Raw genomic sequence first — 22,302 nt, forward strand, 5'->3', positions numbered from 1 at the left:
CACCATGTAAAAAGACCAGCGAAAGCTGGTCTTTTTTTGTTTACCATGCTGGCTCTTACCGTTGGGCAAATGGTAGATAGACCTGATGGCTTTCGCCGAGCACGGCAAAGAGCGAGAGGTGGCTGATTGTTGCGGTGAGTCGGGTGCCATCTTCGCTGACGCTGCTGGTGATACCGTCCTGGGTCCAGGTACTGCTCGCCTCGTCCCAGCGCCATAAGCCGCAGGTTGCCGGAATCAGCGACCCCACTTCCAGCGGTTCAAGCGTGAGCGTAAACGCTTGCCCAGGGGCCGGTTGCGTCGGTGCGCCACTGCTCGTCGCGACCGCAGTGAGCGTGAAGGCATAGCCGCTGCCGCGCAGCCCTCCGGTGGCGGGAAGGTTTGTTGTCGGCTGGGGCGTGTGGGTGAAGGTCACCGTCTCGGTAAAGGTGCCCGACGGGAAGAGGTAGTCTATGCCGTCATCAGGGATCGTCAGGGTCGCTTCACGCTCTGGCTCAATCGTTGCCTCGGCGCTTTCCTGGAGGATGTAGCCCCCGAACGACAGCCGTGGCAAGTCTTCAAGCTCAGGAAACAGCCCACCGATAAGCAGACGGTTATCAGTGGTCAGCGCAATGTCATAGATGCCCGTTCCAAAGCCAAAGAAGCTGGTGACACCTACGCCAAAGGCCGGGTTGCGTTGACCGTTGGGTTGTAACTGGAAGATGTGATTGTAGATCTGCGTGGCTGCTACGATCTGAAGGGTGCCACCAACCATGATTGAGCCATCACTGAGGGTGTGCAAGGCTCGCACCTCACCCCCGTTGTTGCCAAACGGGTTGGCAAAGGTGGGATCGAGTGCCCCATCCGCGCCTAGTCGCACGAGGCTGCGCAGGCTCTCCTCGCCTGATTGCACAAACGCATTGCTGCCAACCAGCACCTGCGCTCCCTGGAGGGCCACGGCATAGGCTTCTGGGGGCGAAAAACTTGGATTGAGCGTTTCAAATGTGGGTGACACAAAGGTTGTGTCCAGCGTGCCATTGGCGTTGAGCCTGACAATGGTACTCCGTGCTTCGCTCGCGAAACTGCTGAATTTGCCTGCGACGATCAGTTGACCATTGGGTAACTCGAGCAGTGCATTGATGCGCCCTGGCATGCCATCGGGCTCAGTTCCACTGCCTGGTGCGCTGTCAGTTGCGAACGAGTCATCAAGCGTTCCATCTGCGAGCAGGCGGAAGAGCCCGCCCCAACCCCCAACGAGGATCCGTCCATTTGTATCAAGCAAAAGCGTCGGAAACGGTAGGCCATATCTGGGGAAGGGTAACAGCGCACCTCGTTGATCCACCAGAACTAGCGTCTGACCAACTAAATCCTGATCAGTATAATTATCGGTAAAATTACCGCCAAGCAGATAGCTCCCGTCAGGCAGCGCGATTGCCGAGGAGACCTGGTTGCTGCTCCGCCGGAAAGGCGGCACAAAAGCTGCATCGAAGTCACCCTCGCGGCTCAACCGGGCGGCGGCGATCTGCGGCATCCCATTGACCAGGCTGAAGGCCCCGACAACGAGCACCTCGCCATTCGCCAGGGGTACGATCTGTTGCACATGCCCAGGATTGGCAACGATCACCTCGAAATTGCCAATCATCTCGAGGCTAGGTGTCAGCATCGCCAGGCTGTGCCGGTAGATCACCGGGAAGCCTTCAAACTTGACGAGGTTGCGGAAGTTGCCACCTGCGATGATCAGTCCATCCGATCGTGCGGCCAGCGTCTTCACTTCCGTTGGTTGCCCATCGAAGGTGACGATATTGGCGAGGCTTCCTTCGTTATTGACCAGCGCCATCCGCGCATCATGATAGATCGGTCTGCCCCCAAAGATGATGCTTGAGAACCAACCCCCCAGCACGAGTGAGTTGTCGGCAAGGGCGAGAATGCTCTTGACTTCGTAGAACATCCCCGGATTCAGGTCGTCCAGCGTTCCGTCGGGCTGCACCCGCGCCAGCGCAAAGCGTGTGACGTCATTGACCGCATTGAAGGCCCCACCAAAGACGATTTTGCCATCGGGCTGCACGGCGATCGCATAGACAGTATCGTTCGCATTGACGGCAAAGGTTGCGTCCCGCGTTCCATCGCTCTCCAGGCGGGCCAGGTAATAGGCGGCAGTCCCGTTGAAGTTCCTGAACATCCCGCCAAGGAGGAGCTTGCCATCAGTTTGCTGAGCCAGTGCGTACACTGCGCCATCAGCCCCTTCGCCGATTCCAAAACTCGGATCGAGACTGCCATCAGCATTGAGACGGGCAAGATTCTGGCGATCTTCTCCTGCGACCTGCGTGAATTCCCCTCCAACCACAAGCTTACCGTCTGGTTGCTCCAGGAGGGTGTAGAGCGAGCCGTTGACATCGGCAATGAAGGTCTCATCAAGCCGTCCATCGGCATCAAGTCGCGCCACGTGATGCCGAAACTGGTCATCGCTCCCCATCATGCTGAAGCTTCCGCCGACAACGAGTTTGCCGTCAGCCAGCAGGGTGAGCGTGCGAAACATTGGGCTGCCCAGGATCAACGGGGCCGTCAGACGAAACGACTGATCGAGCGTCCCGTCAGGGTTCAGCCGGGCGATGCCGTCGCGTAATTCGCCATTCACCGTCTGAAAAGAGCCGGCAAGAATGATCTTGTGATCTGGTTGGACAACGACCGCCTCCACCGTTCCCTCGACCTCGAAACGGGGGGCGAAGGTGGGATCAAGCAGTGGTAGTTGGCTCATCTGGGCTAGACTCGCCGGATGTTCCTGGCTTTGAACGGCCTGGAGACTGGCTGTGCTTTGCAGCAGTATGGCACTTGCTATGAAAAAGATTAGCATCAAACGCTTCACAATTGTCCTCCAAATGCTTGCTGGATGTGACCAACGAGGCCAGCATTGCTGGCCTCGTTGGTCACACCAATCCAGTTTCTTTCCTTTTACCGCACAGTCAGCGGCAAATAGACCATGTAGCGACTCTGCACTGCGACGGTGGTGGTCGCTTCGGCCTGGGCGGGCTTGCTTTCACGGTGGCCGACGTGGTCGGTTGCGACCACGTAGAAGCTGTAGGTCTGGCCGTTCTGTCCGTCAAAGGCCGCTGCCGTAGCGGTCGTGTTCGTCAGCCAGGTTGTCCAGGCCCCTCCGCTCTCTTGCACATAGACCTCGTACGAGGCGACGCCCGAGCCGTTCGCGTCGTCGGCCCCCTGCCAGGTGACGGTGAACGGGGTGGTCGGGGTGACGGCAGGCAGTGCGGTGACGCTGCTGGTGGGGGCCAAGCGGTCGAAGGTGACCAGGGCTTCCTTGGTCGGGTCGGTGCCCTGGCTCTTATCCATCGGGTCAACCTGGTTGGTGTCAATCTCCAGGCTGAAGTCGAACTGGATCGTCGCGATATTGCGGATCGCCGTGCCGCTGGGCAAGCCCGGTTGCGGACGAATGGTGTAGGCGACAAAGCCGCGCCCGCGTCCGGTCGCCGGGTCGGTCTCGGGGGGCAGGAAGCCCTTGTCGACCGTCGGCGGCAGGTTGGTCACGGGATCAATCGAGGTGAAGTTGACGTTCAGTTGGCCGTCTTCGAGCCAGGCTTCGACATGCACCTCAAGCGTAAAGTCGTACTCGTCGTCGGTATAGGTGTAGTCAACGACGGTCTGGAACTCCTGGCGTCCGGGCGGCACCTGAAGCATGACCTCGCCAAAGCCGATCTCGGTCAGTTCCAGGGTGCTCCAGTCGAGGTCGGTCGAAAGCGGGTCACGAATCGTGACAACCTGGGCCGGGGCGGTGGCGTCAGGATAGTTCTCGAAGTCGATGCGGTAGGTCACGAGCGTATCGGCGCGGACGAAATTGCCCGTTCCAAAGCCCGCGACACTGATCTTCTCGTTGGGGTCTTGCGAACCCGCCGAGCCGCCGGCCCCACTGGTGCCACTGCCCGCCGGTGGGTTGGGTGGCGGAATCGGGTCGCGGCTGAACGAGCAGGGGAAGAAGGTCTCGCCCCAGGTCTTCTTCTTATTCAATGCATCGCGTGAGATATCAAGCGCGTCCTTGTGCGGGATGGTTCCTCCCGCCACAAATTCGATCGCTGTCTCGGCATTCTTGGTTCCACTGCGGAGATTGCTGCGCCAGTCGAGCCGTGAGCGCTCGTCGAGCGGATCGTCAATCAGGTTCGCCTCGCGTTTCTTGCGGAGTTCGTCCTGGCCGGCATAGTAGACATCGGCAACGCCACACGCGGTGCGGTACGAGGTATAGGCCCCGATCGCCCATTTGCCGATGACGATCACCGCAAAGGGAATTTCCCCATCCGGGTCAACAAAGCTCATCGGGTTGTTCATCGCGTAGCGGTAGCCATTGAGGTCGCCCGAGCCAAAGCCAAGGGGATCCATCGCATTGAACCGGCCTCGCTGCGCATCATACTGCCGTGCGCGGACATGATGCAGCCCGGTTGAGTCAGCCATTACGCCAAAAGCCCCCATAAACTCGAACGGGTTCGGGATCGTCACATTGCGCAGCGCCGTCTCGCCAAAGGGTCGGTAGGCGTAGGTGTTCTGCACCACCCCGGCGACCCCGGTTACCTCGCTGACATTGCCCATCGGGTCGAAGCTGTAGTAGCTTGCTCCGTCAGTTGCCGACCAGCGCTGAACCAGACTACTCCCGTAGGCGTAGCGCGCCACTAGGCTCCCGTCATTGGCATAGGTGCCAACCGTATTCCCCAGGCCCAGCGGGTCAACGACAGAGTGCGTCACGGCCCCGTTTTCATCAACCGCCACCCGGTTGCCCAGCGCATCGTAGGTGTAGGCCCAGGTGTCGCCGCCACGGGTGACACCGGTTAGCCGATTCTCGTCGTTGTAGGTGTAGACCGTGACGCCGCCAGGGCCTTCGTCGCGGATCAGGTTGCCATCCAGGTCGTAGGTGTAGGTGTGATCGCCAACCGTGGTGGACTGGTTCAGGTTGTTGGTCGCGTACGCTTCTTCCACGCCATTAATGGTGGTGCGTACTCGGTTGCCGACCGCGTCGTATTCGTAGCGCAGATCCTGATCCGCAATCGCTGCCTCACTCGAGGTGAGCGTTGCCCGGAGCAGTTGGCCTACATCATCATAGGTGTAGCGCCACACCCCGTAGTGGCTCTCCATTTCGATCCGTCGCCCACGGCGGTCGTAGGTGTAGACGAAGCGTGCGAGCTCGGTCTCGTCTGGGTTGCGGTTGATCTGACTCAGCAGGCGCCCGGCCGGATCGTACCCATAGGTGGTCACGATCCCGTTGCCCAGTTCCTGGCGGGCCAGGCGCCCCAGTTCGTCGTAGCTGTAGGTCACCAGATCACCGTCGCCGTCGGCAACGCGGCTCAGGCGTCCGGCTTCATCGTAGTGATACGTGACCTGATAGCTCAGTTGATCGGTGCTGGTGCTGCGCCGCCCCACTGTATCATAGGTGAAACTCAGCCAGCGATCCTGCGGGAAGTCAATCCGGGTCAGGTAGTCGTGCTGATCATAGGTGAACGTCGTGGTGCCAGTGGCATCCACGGCGGTGGCAAGATTGCCGCGGGCATCGTAGGTGTACGTCACCGTGCTTGCATCGGCATACGTCTTGCTCGTGATTCGTCCGGCTGCATCATAGGTTGAGGCAAGCGCGTTGCCGCGCCGGTTGGTGCGGGCGGTCGGATTGCCCTGGGCATCGTAGCTCCAGGTTTCGGTGCTGCCATCGGGATGGGCGATGGTGCTCAGGTTGCCTTTTGCATCATAGCTGTAGTTTGTCCGATTGCCAGCGGCATCGGTCACGGCTGCCAGGCGATTGGCCGTCCGCTCATACGCAAAGCGGGTGGTACGCCGCATGGCATCGGTGGTCTCCGTGAGATTGCCGCGCAGGTCATAGGCAAACGTGCTACTTAAACCATCCGGGTCGGTGGTGGCAGTCAGGTTGCCGACATCGTTGAAGGTCATCACCACCGCCTGACCGAGGGCATTTTCGATTTTGACGATGCGGCTCCACGTATCAAAGAAGAAGCGGTTGGTATTGCCGAGCGCATCCGTCATATTGACGCGCCCGCTGCTATAGGTGAAGCTGATCTGCTCCGCGCCCTCGTCACGCGAGGTCGTCGCCAGGCGGCCCAGGGGATCGTAGGTGAAGTTCTGCGTGACGCCATCGGGTTGGCCGATGCTCGTCAGGGCGTGCTGTGCTGCCCCCTCGGTCGCGTAGGTATAGGTCGTCGTTCGTCCATCATCGGTCGTCACGGAAGCCAGGTATGCACCGTTGTAGGTGTAGGTTGTTTGTCGTCCATGCTGATCCGTGATCGTGGCGAGATAGCCCGCCGGGGTGTAGCTGAAGGCGAGGAAGTCGCCCGACGAGTGTTCCAGGCGGGTCATCTGGTCGCCGGTATAGGTGATGGTGATGCGGTTCCCGTTCGGTTCTTCGAGATATTGCAGCTTGCCATCGCGGTAGAACTGGATCAAGCCACTCGCTTCGGTCAAGCGGTAGCCGCCATCAGCCGTTCGTAGTGTCGCCTGATCGCCTGGTTGCGCCAGGTAGCGCCCACTGTAGCGGCTGTCGGGCTGGAAGATGCGTGGTGTCCCGGTCAGATCCGTGATGCTCACCGTGCCATCTTCGCTGACGGTCATCCCCTGGTGCCAGTTGTGCGTCCAGCCTCGCCCGAGATCGCCCAATTCAAAGCGCCGCGACAGGGGCTGCAAGTAACTGCGCTCAAAGGCAATCGTCAATCCCGGCCCTTCAACAACCGCGTCCATCCCACTCGCCAGGACGCGCATCGGGTTCAGGCCGTCCGCCTGACGGAAACTGAAGGCTTGCAAGGTGGTGATGTCGTCGACCCGTTGCCCCAGCCGCGCCAGATACTGCGCGTTCTGACTCAACATCCTGACGTAGTCGCCCCAGGTGTCGCCGGCCAGCGTGGTGTAGTTCGCCCACAGCACGTCCCAGGCATCGGGTTGCACATAGTCAGGCCGCATGCCGTCCTTCAGGGCGGCCCAATCCACCGGGGTGGTATCGTTCGCGTCCAGCACCTTCACTTCCCAGTCGAACGGAGGATAGCGGAAGTCCCAGGGCTTTTGCCAGCCCGCGTAGTAGATCGGGACGCGCCGGGTTTCGCCCGGTTGCAAGACCCCCGGGGTTTCGCCCGCGGCCAGGAATTGCACGTCGTTGGCGAAGCCCTGGGGCATCGCCGAGGTCCAGAAGCCGTCGCTGAGCCGGTGCTGCTCGAGCGTGATGATGGCCCCCGGTTGCCCGTTTTGGGTCGCGGTGACCAGCAGCAGTGGTGCAGGCATCGGGGCGTCGCCGCTATTCGTGTATTCGACAAAGACCGTGGCTAATTGATGGTAGCCAAAGCGGGCCGGTAGGATGAGGTCGAGGTCGAGTTTGGCGGTGCCACCTTCGATCAGGGTGACGGCCGTCGGCAGCGTGGCCGTCTGCGCGTGGTGCGTCACTCGGACGCCATAGACGCCCGCTGGAACTGACCCGGCAGAGAAGGTTGCCCGGGCCGCTGTGTAGCTGTCGACGTCAACGTCTTGCGCCTCATAGACCGTGCCGGTCGACCCGACGAGCGCGATCTCCAGCGGGCTCAGGAAGCCCGCCCCGGTGAGGGCGAGTTCGAGGTCGGCCTGGGTGCCTTGGCGCACCGGGGAACTGCCGGTTAGGGCGAGCGCGGTGAGGTCATACTGGATCGTGTAGCTTCCTGCGCTGGTCGCGTTGCCCGCGATGAGCAGGTACCACTGGCCTGCGGTCGCGGCAGGCACAACGAGTCGTTCGCCGCCGCTGATGCGCTCATCATACGTGCCCCGCGTCGGCAACGCTCCAAAGCGCAGCGAGACTTCCAGGGTTGCGGGCACGCGGCTCGCATCAAGCATGAGATGCTGCCCGTCACCGGTGGCGTTCAGGCGATAGAAGTGCTCGACCCGTCCGGTCGTATAGCTACTGACCTGATCCACCCCGGCTTGCAGCACGGGAACCTGGGCGGTAATCAGGGTAGCCTGTTCATTGTTGAGCCGCCGCAGTTCCAGCACCTGCCAGGTGTCATTGACGACAACGATCAGATTGTAGCTGCCCTCCTCCAGGGTGGGCAGCGTCACCAGGATCGTCTGCTCGTAACTCGCCCCAGGGGCGAGGGTGCGATTGCTGGCGACGGCACCGAGCAGTTGATCGGTGCGGTCAAGCTGGGCATCAGTCGAGAGATAGACCGCGTCTTGCCAGGTGGGGCCAGCGGCACCCTGACCGGTATTCTGCACGCGGTAGCTCAGGCTGGCTGGCTGGCCGACGGCGAGGGTGATTGGCACCGTCACCTGGGTGAGCACCAGGTCGGGCAGGTTGCCCGTATCTGGTACCACCGTAAAGGTCTGCTGATCCGGATACGGGTCGTCCCCCCCGTCGCTGGTCGCGGTATAGGTGACGGTGATTACCCCCGGATTGGGGAAGGCGATCAACCCCGGGGTGCGGGTCGCAAAGCTGCGGCCATCGCCAAAGGTCCAGCGATAGGTGGCCTGCGCATCATCCACGGTGGAGCCGCTAAAGCGCAGCCAGTCTCCGGCGACGAGGGTGCCGTCGCGCCGTGGGGCGAGGATCTGCCCACTGCTCGGCGTCGTGCGCCACGGCGTAAAGAGGACGCCATCGCTCACGGTATCGCCCAGGCCCTCGGGATTGCTCGCGTGACGCGGACCAGTGGCATCGCCCCACCAGGTACTGCGCGCATCCACGTTAGCCGAACTGACATTGCGCACGCCGAAATTGGTATTGCCCTCGATCAGATGGTGGCTGACCACCAGCGCCTCGGCCTGGTTCTGCACCAGGATGCCCGTATCATTGTTGGTCAATTGATTGCGCACGAGCGTATGCGTCCCGGTGCTGCCATTCAAGCGCAGGCCATCGCCGCCCATAGCGCGGATGGAGCTATGCTGGAGCGTGAGGTCACCGGTGCCGGTTTTGAGCAAGCCGACATTATCGTTCCAGCCAGCATAGGCGATGTGGGCATAGCTGAAACTGGCCGTACCCGCATTGCGCACATTGATCCAGCGCCACCAGTTGGGGCCGGGGCCGTTTGCGCCACCATTGTTATTGGCATCCCCACCGACCGTATCATCACGCCATTCGGTGAAATAGATGGGATCCTCGGCGGTGCCCTCGGCGCGCAAGATTCCGTCAACCCAGAAACCACGTAATTGCTGAAACTTCACTACGGTGCCCGGCAGGATGTCCAACTCCCCCGTTGCTCCAACCGTAATATCACTGCTGACAAAGAAGGAGTAGGCCGGATTGAGGTTCCAGGTAACGGGTTGGGTGATCGTGCCGCTGTCCAGGTAGACGTTGATATTGTTGTCAGCGAAGGTGGACGTATTGTCATCGAAGGAGGCATTGATGCCCACCTGCACGCCATAGTTGCTATTGGTAAAACTATTGTTGGCTGACGTGAAGCTGCTGTAGCCTGCCGCAATCCGCAATCCATCGCCGCCAATGTTGCGGATGGTGCTGTGTTGCAGATCCAGCGCCCCGCTCCCTGTCTTGAGAATGCCTACGTTGTCGTTCCAGCCAGCATAAGCAATCGTGCTGTAGGCAAAGGTCGCCGACCCGGCATTTTGCACATTGATCCAACGCCACGAGCTTGTTGACTCCGTCGTGCCGGTGAAGGTGATGGGACTGGTTGGTGTGCCTACGGCGTACAAGGTCCCATTGACCCAGAGCCCGCGTAATTGGGCGACCTCAACGCGTACCCCCGCTTCGACGGTGAGGGTGGTGGTGGCGTTGATGGTGAGGTCGCCAATGAGGCGGAAGGGGTTGCCGGCTGGGCTAAGTAACAGATCGGTGAGGCGCGTGCCTCCATTGATGCCGACGGCTGCGGTGCCGTTGCCCGTAAAGGTATTACCGGTATAGCCAAAGCTGTCATTGACATCTTGCAGAATGCCATAGGAGGTATTGTTGCTGAAGCTGTTGCTCTGACCACTGACCTGTCCGGCATTGATGAGGCGGAGGCCCGACGCAGTGTTGCTAACGAGCGAGGTATTGTTCAAGGTAACCCCACCGGTGTTCCCGGCAACCCGCAGGCCATCACCACCCGTATGACGGATGGTCGTGTGCTGGATGCCCAGATCACCTGTGCCACCCTTGAGCAGTCCCACCGAGTCATTCCACCCCGCATAGGCGATGTGGGCGTGGCTGAAACTGGCCGTGCCAGTGGTACGTACATTGATCCAGCGCCACCAGTTGGCAGCAGGAATGGTCGCGTCGCCGTCATTATTGGCATCACCGCCAACGGTATCATCACGCCAGTCGGTGAAATAGATGGGATCCTCGGCGGTGCCCTCGGCGCGCAAGCTCCCGTCAACCCAGAGACCACGTAATTGCTGAAACTTCACCACGGTGCCCGGCAGGATGTCCAACTCTCCCGTTGCGTCAACCACAATATCACTGCTGACAAAGAAGGAATAGGCCGGATTGAGGTTCCAGGTAACGGGTTGGGTGATCGTGCCGCCGTCCAGGTAGACGTTGATATTGTTGTCAGCGAAGGTGGACGTCGTGTCATCGAAGGAGGCATTGATGCCCAACCGCACGCCATAGTTGCTATTGGCAAAGCTATTGTTGGCCGAGGTGAAACTGCTGTAGCCTGCCGCGATCCGTAGGCCATCGCCGTTGTTATTGCGGATGGTGCTGTGTTGCAGATCCAGCGCCCCGCTCCCTGCCTTGAGAATGCCAGCCGAGTCATTCCAGCCAGCATAGGCAATCGTGCTATAGGCAAAGGTCGCTGACCCGGCATTTTGCACCGCGATGAACCGCCACCAGTTCGCCGTCTCTGTCGTGCCGGTGAAGGTGATGGGACTGGTTGGCGTCCCCACGGCGTGCAAGGTGCCATTGACCCAGAGCCCGCGTAATTGGGCGACCTCAACGTGAACTCCCGCCTCGACCGTGAGGGTGGTGGTGGCAGTGATGGTGGTGTCGCCAATAATGCGGAAGGGGTTGCCGTCCGGGCTGAGCAGCATATCGGTGAGGCGCGTGCCCCCATTGATGCCGACGGCTGCGGTACCGTTGCCGGTAAAGGTATTGCCCGTATAGCCAAAGCTGTCATTGACATCTTGCAGAATGCCATAGGAGGTATTGTTGCTGAAGCTGTTGCTCTGACCACTGACCTGTCCGGCATTGATGAGGCGGAGGCCCGACGCAGTGTTGCTAACGAGCGAGGTATTGTTCAAGGTAACCCCACCGGTGTTCCCGGCAACCCGCAGGCCATCACCACCCGTATGACGGATGGTCGTGTGCTGGATGCCCAGATCACCTGTGCCACCCTTGAGCAGTCCCACCGAGTCATTCCACCCCGCATAGGCGATGTGGGCGTGGCTGAAACTGGCCGTGCCAGTGGTACGTACATTGATCCAGCGCCACCAGTTGGCAGCAGGAATGGTCGCGTCGCCGTCATTATTGGCATCACCGCCAACGGTATCATCACGCCAGTCGGTGAAATAGATGGGATCCTCGGCGGTGCCCTCGGCGCGCAAGCTCCCGTCAACCCAGAGACCACGTAATTGCTGAAACTTCACCACGGTGCCCGGCAGGATGTCCAACTCTCCCGTTGCGTCAACCACAATATCACTGCTGACAAAGAAGGAATAGGCCGGATTGAGGTTCCAGGTGACCGGTTGGGTGATCGTGCCGCTGTCCAGGTAGACGTTGATGGTGTTGTCAGCGAAAGTGGACGTATTGTCATCGAAGGAGGCATTGATGCCCACCCGCACGCCATAGTTGCTATTGGTAAAACTATTGTTGGCCGACGTGAAGTTGCTGTAGCTTGCCGCAATCCGCAATCCGTCGCCACCAATGTTGCGGATCGTACTGTGTTGCACGTTTAGTGCCCCACTACCGCTCTTGAGAATGCCCGCGTTTTCGTTCCAGCCGGCATAGGCAATCGTGCTATAGGCAATGGTTGCCGACCCGGCATTTTGCACCGCGATGAACCGCCACCAGTCTGTTTGCTCTGTCGTGCCGGTGAAGGTGATCGGGTTCTCTGCCGTCCCAACGGCTTGCAAGGTGCCATTGACCCAGAGGCCCATAAGCTGGGCAAATTGAACCACCACCCCGGGTTCAATCGTGAGCGTGACGCCCGCAGCCACGGTCACATCGCCGGTGACCCGATACGGGCTATTCGCCAGCGTCCAGGTGGTATTGCTGTTGATGGTGCCGCTGACATCAATCGCAGCAGGAGGATATTCAACCGGCGTATTGCCTGTGGTCTCACGTGCTCCGCTAGTTCTCGTGATACTGGCCGCCACTGGGCTATTGCTCAGGGCAACAAATATGCCCACACAGAGTAGACTGAGCACAAAATGGGGGATACGACGTAGAGCCATCGTGGTGTCTCCTTTGAACCACGTTGCATGTCGCCCCCGTTCATGCCCTTACGTTGCCCTGGCATGTTCCGCTATGCTTGAAGTGCCGTTTGACCCCTGGGATTGGCATGCATGTGATACTGGTTTCAGACGATCATTTCTGGCGCTGGGCCCACCCCAACGCAGTCTCCCTCATGGTACCGCACCTGGTTCACAAAAAAGAAACAGTGTTGCAACCACTGGTTACAACACTATTATGTAAATAAAGACACTCTTAACCTGCATAAGCAGAAGATGCGATTGTCCTCAGATCTTCACCTCACCGATGGTGGCGCAAACGGCCAGTTTAGCTGGCCGTTTGCGCCACGAGCTCTTATCCCACCCTTACCGCACAGTCAGCGGCAAATAGACCATGTAGCGACTCTGCACCGTGACGGTGGTGGTCGCTTCGGCCTGGGCGGGCTTGTTTTCGCGGTGGCCGACGTTGTCGGTTGCGACCACGTAGAAGCTGTAGGTCTGGCCGTTCTGTCCGTCAAAGGCCGCTGCCGTAGCGGTCGTGTTCGTCAGCCAGGTTGTCCAGGCCCCTCCGCTCTCTTGCACATAGACCTCGTACGAGGCGACGCCCGAGCCGTTCGCGTCGTCGGCCCCCTGCCAGGTGACGGTGAACGGGGTGGTCGGGGTGACGGCAGGCAGTGCGGTGACGCTGCTGGTGGGGGCCAAGCGGTCGAAGGTGACCAGGGCTTCCTTGGTCGGGTCGGTGCCCTGGCTCTTATCCATCGGGTCAACCTGGTTGGTGTCAATCTCCAGGCTGAAGTCGAACTGGATCGTCGCGATATTGCGGATCGCCGTGCCGCTGGGCAAGCCCGGTTGCGGACGAATGGTGTAGGCGACAAAGCCGCGCCCGCGTCCGGTCGCCGGGTCGGTCTCGGGGGGCAGGAAGCCCTTGTCGACCGTCGGCGGCAGGTTGGTCACGGGATCAATCGAGGTGAAGTTGACGTTCAGTTGGCCGTCTTCGAGCCAGGCTTCGACATGCACCTCAAGCGTAAAGTCGTACTCGTCGTCGGTATAGGTGTAGTCAACGACGGTCTGGAACTCCTGGCGTCCGGGCGGCACCTGAAGCATGACCTCGCCAAAGCCGATCTCGGTCAGTTCCAGGGTGCTCCAGTCGAGGTCGGTCGAAAGCGGGTCACGAATCGTGACAACCTGGGCCGGGGCGGTGGCGTCAGGATAGTTCTCGAAGTCGATGCGGTAGGTCACGAGCGTATCGGCGCGGACGAAATTGCCCGTTCCAAAGCCCGCGACACTGATCTTCTCGTTGGGGTCTTGCGAACCCGCCGAGCCGCCGGCCCCACTGGTGCCACTGCCCGCCGGTGGGTTGGGTGGCGGAATCGGGTCGCGGCTGAACGAGCAGGGGAAGAAGGTCTCGCCCCAGGTCTTCTGCCGGTCGGTTGCACTCCATGCGACATCGACCACTGTCTCGACGGTTGTTCCAGCTGCCGATCCAATGGTGGTTCCGACTGTTTCGCCAGCCACAAACTCGATCACCGTCTCGGCGTTCCTCATTCCGCTGTGAAGGCTGTCCTTTGAAGTAAGGCGGGCGCGATCATCCCAGGGGTCATCAATCAGTTCAGCCTCACGCCGCTGGCGCAACTGATCCTGACCAGCGTGGTAAACATCGACGACCCCGCAAGAGGTGCGGTAGGTGGCATAGGACCAAATGAGGAGCGCAAAGGGGAACTCGCCGTCAGGGTCAATGAAGCTGACCGGGTTGCCCATGGCGTAGCGGTAGCCGTTCAGGTCACCTGAGGCAAAGCCCAGCGGATCAAGGGAGTAGAATCGCCCCTGCGCCGCATCGTACTGGCGCGCTCGCATATGGTGCAGGCCGGTTGGGTCGGCCAAGACCCCAAACGCACCCATGAACTCGAACGGGTTGGCGATGGTCGCGGTGCGCAGGATCGTTTCGCCGAAAGGCCGGTAGGCGTAGTCGTTCTGCACCACTGTGCTTGCGTTGGTCAATTCGCTGGCGTTGCCCAGCGGGTCGAAGCTGTAGAAGCTCGTCCCCTCGCTCGCCGTCCAACGCTGCAGTAGGCTGTTCCCGTAGCTGTAGCGTGCCTGCAGCTCGCCGTCAGCAGCGTAGGTCGCTACAGCATTGCCCAGGCCCAACGGGTCTACGACGTAGTGGGTCACGGCCCCATTTTCGTCTACGGCCACCCGGTTGCCCAGTGCGTCGTAGGTGTAGGTCCAGGTGTCGCCGCCACGGGTTACCCCGATCAGGCGATTGTCGTCGCTGTAGGTGTAGACCGTGACGCCACCCGGCCCTTCGTCGCGGATCAGGTTGCCGTCAAGATCGTAGGTATAGGTGTGCTCACCGACGCTGGTGTACTGGTTGAGGGCGTTGGCGTCATAGCTCGTCTCAACCCCGTTGACGGTCGTGCGCACGCGGTTGCCCAGTGTGTCGTAGGTATAGCGCAGATCCTGGTCAGCAATCGCCGGATCACTCGATGTCAGCGTGGCCTGCAACAGTTGCCCCGCATCGTCGTAGGTGTAGCGCCACATCCCGTAGTGAGTCTCCATCTCGATGCGCCGCCCACGGCGGTCGTAGGTGTAGACGAAGCGCGAGAGCTCGCTCTCGTCTGGTTTGGCATTGACGAGGCTCAGCAGTCGCCCAGCCGCATCATAGCTGTAGGTCGTCACGACGCCATTGCCGAGCGTCTGGGTCGCCAGACGTCCGCTGGCATCGTAGGTGTAGCGCACAAGATCATCCTCGGCGTCGGCCACTTGGCTCAGGCGACCTGCCTCGTACGTGTAGGTGAGCTCGTAGCCCAGTTGATCAGTGCTGGTCGTGCGCCGCCCTGCCGCATCGTAGCTGAAGCTCAGCCAGCGGTCGTGGGGGAAGTTGATGCGGGTCAGGACGTCATGCTCGTTGTAGCTCAGGGTTGTTGTGCCCGAAGCATCCACTGCCTCGATTAGGTTGCCGCGGGCGTCGTAGCGGTAGGTTACCACGCTCGCATCGGCGTAGGTCTTGCTGGTGGTGCGCCCGGCGGTATCGTAGGCATAGCTAATCGCGTTCCCGCGCCGGTTCGTCCAGGTGGTCGGGTTCCCCCGAGCGTCGTAGCTCCACTGTTCACGACTCGTGTCGGGGTAGGTGATCGCGTTCAGGTTGCCGCGCTCGTCGTAACTGTATGCGGTACGGTTGCCCGCCGGGTCGGTGACCGCACCGAGGAGGTTCTGGCTGCGCTCGTAGACAAAGCGGGTCGTGCGGCGTAGGGCGTCGGTCGCTTCGGTGAGGTTGCCGCGGATGTCGTAGCCGAAGGTGGTACTCAGCCCAGTTGGGTCGGTGACGGAGACGAGCCGACCAATTGTGTTGAAGTGCAGCACGACCGCTTCACCCAACGCATTCTCGATCTTGGCGGCTCGGCCCCACGCATCAAAGAAGGATCGGCTGGTGTGGCCCAACGCATCGGTCATGCTCACCCGCCCATTCGCGTAGGCGAAGCTGAGGCGTTCCTGCTCAGCGTCGCGGTAGGTGCTCGCTAGCCGCCCCTGTGCGTCGTAGGTGAAGGTGTAGGTCACACCGTCGGGCTGGCCGACGCTGGTCAGGGCGTGGTTGGCCGCTCCCGTGTTGCCGTAGCTGTAGGTCGTGACCTGCCCATCGAATGCGGTGACGCTGGTCAGTTGCTCGCCCGTATAGCTGTAACTGGTCTGCCGCCCGTCCTGATCGGTGATCGAGGTGAGGTAGCCCGCAGCGTTGTAGCTCAAGTCGAGTGCTCCACCCGCCGAGTGGCTTAGCCGGGTCAGGTGGACATCAGTGTAGGCGCAGGTGATGCGGTTGCCGTTGGGGTCTTCCACATACTGCAGCTTGCCCTCACGGTAGAACTGGACGAGGCCGCTGGTTTCGGTCAGCAGGTGCCCGCCATCAGCGGCGCGCAAGATGCCCTGGTCACCCGGTTGCGCCAGGTAGCGCCCGCTGTAGCGGCTATCCGGCTGGAAGATGCGCGGTGTGCCGGTGAGATCGATGATGCTCACCGTGCCATCCGTGCTCACGGTGATCTGCTGGTTCCAGTTATGTGTCCAGCCGCGCCCGAGGTCGCCGAGTTCAAAGCGTCGCGAGATCGGTTGGTGGTAGCTGCGTTCGAAGCTGATGCCTACGCCTGGTGCCTGAACGCTGCCATCAATGCCGTTCGCCAAGACGCGGATGGGACTCAGGCCGTCTGCCTGACGGAAACTGAAGGCTTGCAACGTGGTGATGTCGTCGACCCGCTGCCCCAGTCGCGCCAGGTACTGCGCGTTCTGACTCAGCATCCTGACGTAGTCGCCCCAGGTGTTGCCCGCCAGCGCGGTATAGTTCGCCCACACAACCTCCCATGCGTCAGGCTGCATGTAGTCAGGCCGCATGCCGTCCTTCAGGGCGGCCCAATCCACGGGCGTCGTGTCGGTCGCGTCCAGCACCTTCACTTCCCAGTCAAAGGGTGGGTAGCTGAAGTCCCACGGTCGTTGCCAGCCGGCATAATACACCGGCACCCGTCGGGTTTCGCCCGGTTGCAAGACGCCTGGGGTCTCGCCTGCCGCCAGGAATTGTACGTCGTTGGCGAAGCCCTGGGGCATCGCCGAGGTCCAGAAGCCGTCACTGAGCCGGTGCTGCTCAAGCGTGATGATGGCCCCCGGTTGCCCGTTTTGGGTGGCGGTGACCAGCAGCAGTGGCGCGGGCATCGGGGCGTCGCCGCTATTCGTGTATTCGACAAAGACCGTGGCTAATTGATGGTAGCCAAAGCGGGCCGGTAGGATGAGGTCGAGGTCGAGTTTGGCGGTGCCACCTTCGATCAGGGTGACGGCCGTCGGCAGCGTGGCCGTCTGCGCGTGGTGCGTCACCCGGACGCCATAGACGCCCGCTGGCACCGTGCCCGCCGGGAAGGTCGCCCGTGCGGCGGTGGAGCTATCAACGTCAACTGCTTGCGCCTCATAGACCGTGCCGGTCGGCCCGACCAGCGCGATCTCCAGCGGGCTCAGGAAGCCTGCGCCAGTCAGGGCAAGCTCGAGGTCGGCCTGGGTGCCCTGGCGCGCCGGGGCACTGCCGGTCAGGGCGAGCGCGGTGAGGTCATACTGGATTGTGTAGGTGCCATCCGTCGTCGCGTTGCCGGCGATCAGCAGGTACCACTGCCCCGCCGTCGCGGCGGGCACAACCAGGCGCTCGCCACCGCTGATGCGCTCATCATACGTGCCCCGCGTTGGCAACGCCCCAAAGCGCAGCGAGACCTCCAGGGTCGTGGGCACCCGGCTCGCATCCAGTACGAGGTGCTGGCCGTCACCCGTGGCGTTCAGGCGATAGAAGTGCTCGACCCGTCCGGTCGTATAGCTACTGACCTGATCCACCCCGGCTTGCAGCACGGGAACCTGGGCGGTAATCAGGGTAGCCTGTTCATTGTTGAGCCGCCGCAGTTCCAGCACCTGCCAGGTGTCATTGACGACAACGATCAGATTGTAGCTGCCCTCCTCCAGGGTGGGCAGCGTCACCAGGATCGTCTGCTCGTAACTCGCCCCAGGGGCGAGGGTGCGATTGCTGGCGACGGCACCGAGCAGTTGATCGGTGCGGTCAAGCTGGGCATCAGTCGAGAGATAGACCGCGTCTTGCCAGGTGGGGCCAGCGGCACCCTGACCGGTATTCTGCACGCGGTAGCTCAGGCTGGCTGGCTGGCCGACGGCGAGGGTGATTGGCACCGTCACCTGGGTGAGCACCAGGTCGGGCAGGTTGCCCGTATCTGGTACCACCGTAAAGGTCTGCTGATCCGGATACGGGTCGTCCCCCCCGTCGCTGGTCGCGGTATAGGTGACGGTGATTACCCCCGGATTGGGGAAGGCGATCAACCCCGGGGTGCGGGTCGCAAAGCTGCGGCCATCGCCAAAGGTCCAGCGATAGGTGGCCTGCGCATCATCCACGGTGGAGCCGCTAAAGCGCAGCCAGTCTCCGGCGACGAGGGTGCCGTCGCGCCGTGGGGCGAGGATCTGCCCACTGCTCGGCGTCGTGCGCCACGGCGTAAAGAGGACGCCATCGCTCACGGTATCGCCCAGGCCCTCGGGATTGCTCGCGTGACGCGGACCAGTGGCATCGCCCCACCAGGTACTGCGCGCATCCACGTTAGCCGAACTGACATTGCGCACGCCGAAATTGGTATTGCCCTCGATCAGATGGTGGCTGACCACCAGCGCCTCGGCCTGGTTCTGTACCAGGATACCCGTCGCATTGTTCGTCAACTGATTGCGCACCAGCGTATGTGCCCCGGTGCTGCCATTCAAGCGCAGGCCATCGCCGCTCGTCTGGCGAATGGTGCTGTGCTGGAGGGTGAGGTCACCGGTACCGCTCTTGACCAGGCCCGCATCACCACCATACTCCCACCAGCCAGCATAGGCAAGGGTGACATACGTCAGGCTGGCGCTGCCCGCATGCCGTACCTCAATATGGTTCCACCAGTCGCTCGCGGGTGAGGTAGCGGTCCCATCGTTGTTGGCATCCCCACCTACCGTATCATCACGCCACGAGGTGAAGAAGATCGGAGCCGCAGCGGTGCCCTCGGCACGTAGCATGCCATCTACCCAGAGCATACGGTATTGGGCCAACTTGACTACCGTGCCCGGCAGGATCGTGAGTTCGCCAGCCTCCCCGACGGTCACATTGTTGCTGACATAGAAGGAGTAAGCCGGATTGAGGTTCCAGGTGACCGGTTGGGTGATCGTGCCGCCTTCCAGATAGACATCCATACCATTGTCGGCAAAGGTGGAGGTATTGTCATCGAAGGAGGCATTCAGGCCGACGACCACGCCGGTGGTATTGTTGGTGAAGCGATTGTTGGCCGAGGTGAAACTGCTCGAGCCTGCGGCAATCCGTAACCCCTCACCGTGGATCGCGTGAATGGTGCTGTGTTGAATGTCCAGGGCTCCGGTACCCGTTTTGCTTAACCCGGCATTGCCGCCATACTCCCAGTAGCCAGCATTGGCGATGGTGACATAGGCGAACGTGCCCGAGCCAGCATTCTGGATGTGGATGCTGTTCCACCAATCGGGGGTTTCGGTCGTCCCTGTGAAGGTGATGGGGAGGGTTGACGTGCCCACAGCGTGGATGGTCCCGTTGACCCAGAGGCCACGGAATTGCGTGAATTCGACCTGCACCCCTGATTCGACCGTCAGGGTGGTGGTAGCGGTGATGGTGGTGTTGCCAATGATGCGGAAGGGGTTGCCCGCTGGGCTGAGCAACATATCGGTGAGCCGCGTGCCGCCATTGATGCCGACCGCCGCCGTGCCGTTGCCTGCAAAGGCATTGCCGGTATAGCCAAAGCTGTCATTGACATCCTGCAGCAGGCCGTAGGCGCTATTGTCCTGGAAACGGTTCCCCTGACCACTGACCTGACCGGCGGTCGCGAGGCGCATCCCGGTGGTGTTGCTGACCAGTAGGGTGTCGGTCAAGGCAACCAGACCGGTGTTTCCGGCAACGCGCAAGCCATCGCCACTGGTCTGGCGGATGGTACTGTGCTGGAGGGTGAGGTCACCGGTACCGCTCTTGACCAGGCCCGCATCACCACCATACTCCCACCAGCCAGCATAGGCAAGGGTGACATACGCCAGGCTGGCGTTACCCGCATTCCGTACCTCAATATGGTTCCACCAGTCGCTCGTGGGTGAGCTAGCTGTCCCGTCGTTGTTGGCATCCCCGCCGACGGTATCATCACGCCAGTCCGTGAAGAAGATCGGAGCCGCAGCGGTGCCCTCGGCACGCAGCATGCCATCCACCCAGAGGATGCGGTACTGGGCAAACTTGACCACCGTGCCCGGCAGGATCGTGAGCTCGCCAGCCTCCCCGACGGTCACATTGTTGCTGACATAGAAGGAATAAGCCGGATTGAGGTTCCAGGTGACCGGTTGGGTGATCGTGCCGCCTTCCAGATAGACATCCATACCATTGTCGGCAAAGGTCGAGGTATTGTCATCGAAGGAGGCATTCACACCCACAACCACGCCGGTGGTATTGTTGGTGAAGCGATTGTTGGCCGACGTGAACCTGCTCGAGCCTGCGGCGATCCGCAACCCTTCACCGTGGGTTGCGTGAATGGTGCTGTGCTGAATGTCCAGGGCTCCGGTACCCGTTTTGCTTAACCCGGCATTGCCGCCATACTCCCAGTAGCCAGCATTGGCGATGGTGACATAGGCGAACGTGCCCGAGCCAGCATTCTGGATGTGGATGCTGTTCCACCAATCGGGGGTTTCGGTCGTCCCTGTGAAGGTGATGGGGAGGGTTGACGTGCCCACAGCGTGGATGGTCCCGTTGACCCAGAGGCCACGGAATTGCGTGAATTCGACCTGCACCCCTGATTCGACCGTCAGGGTGGTGGTAGCGGTGATGGTGGTGTTGCCAATGATGCGGAAGGGGTTGCCCGCTGGGCTGAGCAACATATCGGTGAGCCGCGTGCCGCCATTGATGCCGACCGCCGCCGTGCCGTTGCCTGCAAAGGCATTGCCGGTATAGCCAAAGCTGTCATTGACATCCTGCAGCAGGCCGTAGGCGCTATTGTCCTGGAAACGGTTCCCCTGACCACTGACCTGACCGGCGGTCGCGAGGCGCATCCCGGTGGTGTTGCTGACCAGTAGGGTGTCGGTCAAGGCAACCAGACCGGTGTTTCCGGCAACGCGCAAGCCATCGCCACTGGTCTGGCGGATGGTACTGTGCTGGAGGGTGAGGTCACCGGTACCGCTCTTGACCAGGCCCGCATCACCACCATACTCCCACCAGCCAGCATAGGCAAGGGTGACATACGTCAGGCTGGCGCTGCCCGCATGCCGTACCTCAATATGGTTCCACCAGTCGCTCGCGGGTGAGGTAGCGGTCCCATCGTTGTTGGCATCCCCGCCGACGGTATCATCACGCCAGGAGGTGAAGTAGATCGGTGCCTCGGCGGTACCCTCGGCACGCAGCATGCCATCCACCCAGAGCATACGGTATTGGGCCAACTTGACCACCGTGCCCGGCAGGATCGTGAGCTCGCCAGCCTCCCCGACGGTCACATTGTTGCTGACATAGAAGGAATAAGCCGGATTGAGGTTCCAGGTGACCGGTTGGGTGATCGTGCCGCCTTCCAGATAGACATCCATACCATTGTCGGCAAAGGTCGAGGTATTGTCATCGAAGGAGGCATTCACACCCACAACCACGCCGGTGGTATTGTTGGTGAAGCGATTGTTGGCCGACGTGAACCTGCTCGAGCCTGCGGCGATCCGCAACCCTTCACCGTGGGTTGCGTGAATGGTGCTGTGCTGAATGTCCAGGGCTCCGGTACCCGTTTTGCTTAACCCGGCATTCCCGCCAGACTCCCAATAGCCGGCATAGGCGATGGTGACATAGGCGAACGTGCCCGAGCCAGCATTCTGGATGTGGATACTGTTCCACCAATCGAGGGTTTCGGTCGTACCCGTGAAGGTGATCGGGTTCGCCGCCGTCCCAACGGCGTTGAGCGTCCCATCCACCCAGAGGCCACGGAATTGGTTAAACTGAACCACCACCCCCGGCTCAATCGTGAGCGTGACCCCTGCGGCCACGGTCACATTGCCGGTGACCCGATACGGGCTATTCGCGAGCGTCCAGGTGGTATTGCTGCTGATTGTGCCGCTGACATCAACCGCAGCAGGAGGATATGCAAATGGCGTATTGGCTGTGGTTTCAAGCGCTTCGGCGGGCCTCATGACACTGGCCGCCACCGGGCTACTGCTCAGGGCAACCAAGAGCCCCACACAGAGCAGGCTCAACACAAAACGGGGGATACAACGCATAGCCATCGTGGTGTCTCCTTTGCACCACGTTACACGTCGCCCCCTTGCTTGCTCGGCTTCCTCGCGTGCTTCCCTACACTGTTGATACAGTCTGACCTATGGGGTCGATATGTATGTGGTACTAGTTTCAGACGATCATTCCCGGCGCTGGGCGCAACCCAACGCAGTTTACCTCATGGTACCGCACATGCTCCACAAAAAAGAAACAGTGTT

The 22,302-nt window shown here is 61.1% G+C and carries 3 protein-coding genes; all 3 read right to left on the minus strand.

The window, feature by feature from the left end; all coding sequences use genetic code 11:
• Window positions 1–55: 55 nt before the first annotated feature.
• The gene (locus EYB53_RS03005; protein WP_209949575.1) at window positions 56–2,839 is read right to left on the minus strand and encodes a delta-60 repeat domain-containing protein; all 2,784 of its coding nucleotides are present in this window, start codon (window positions 2,837–2,839) and stop codon (window positions 56–58) included.
• 86 nt (window positions 2,840–2,925) lie between these two features.
• Window positions 2,926–12,300, minus strand: a complete 9,375-nt coding sequence (locus EYB53_RS03010) for a right-handed parallel beta-helix repeat-containing protein (protein WP_135476573.1) — start codon at window positions 12,298–12,300, stop codon at window positions 2,926–2,928.
• A gap of 363 nt (window positions 12,301–12,663) precedes the next feature.
• Entirely contained in the window at window positions 12,664–22,095 is a 9,432-nt protein-coding gene (locus EYB53_RS03015) for an RHS repeat-associated core domain-containing protein (RefSeq protein WP_135476575.1), read from the minus strand.
• Window positions 22,096–22,302: the final 207 nt, after the last annotated feature.

Source organism: Candidatus Chloroploca mongolica (assembly GCF_004762035.2).
GTDB classification, from domain to species: domain Bacteria; phylum Chloroflexota; class Chloroflexia; order Chloroflexales; family Chloroflexaceae; genus Chloroploca; species Chloroploca mongolica.

Bases quoted from the DNA above. Each gene is read 5' to 3' on its own strand.
- EYB53_RS03010 (WP_135476573.1), bottom strand. From the start codon at position 12,300: ATGGCTCTACGTCGTATCCCCCATTTTGTGCTCAGTCTACTCTGTGTG.
- EYB53_RS03015 (WP_135476575.1), bottom strand. From the start codon at position 22,095: ATGGCTATGCGTTGTATCCCCCGTTTTGTGTTGAGCCTGCTCTGTGTG.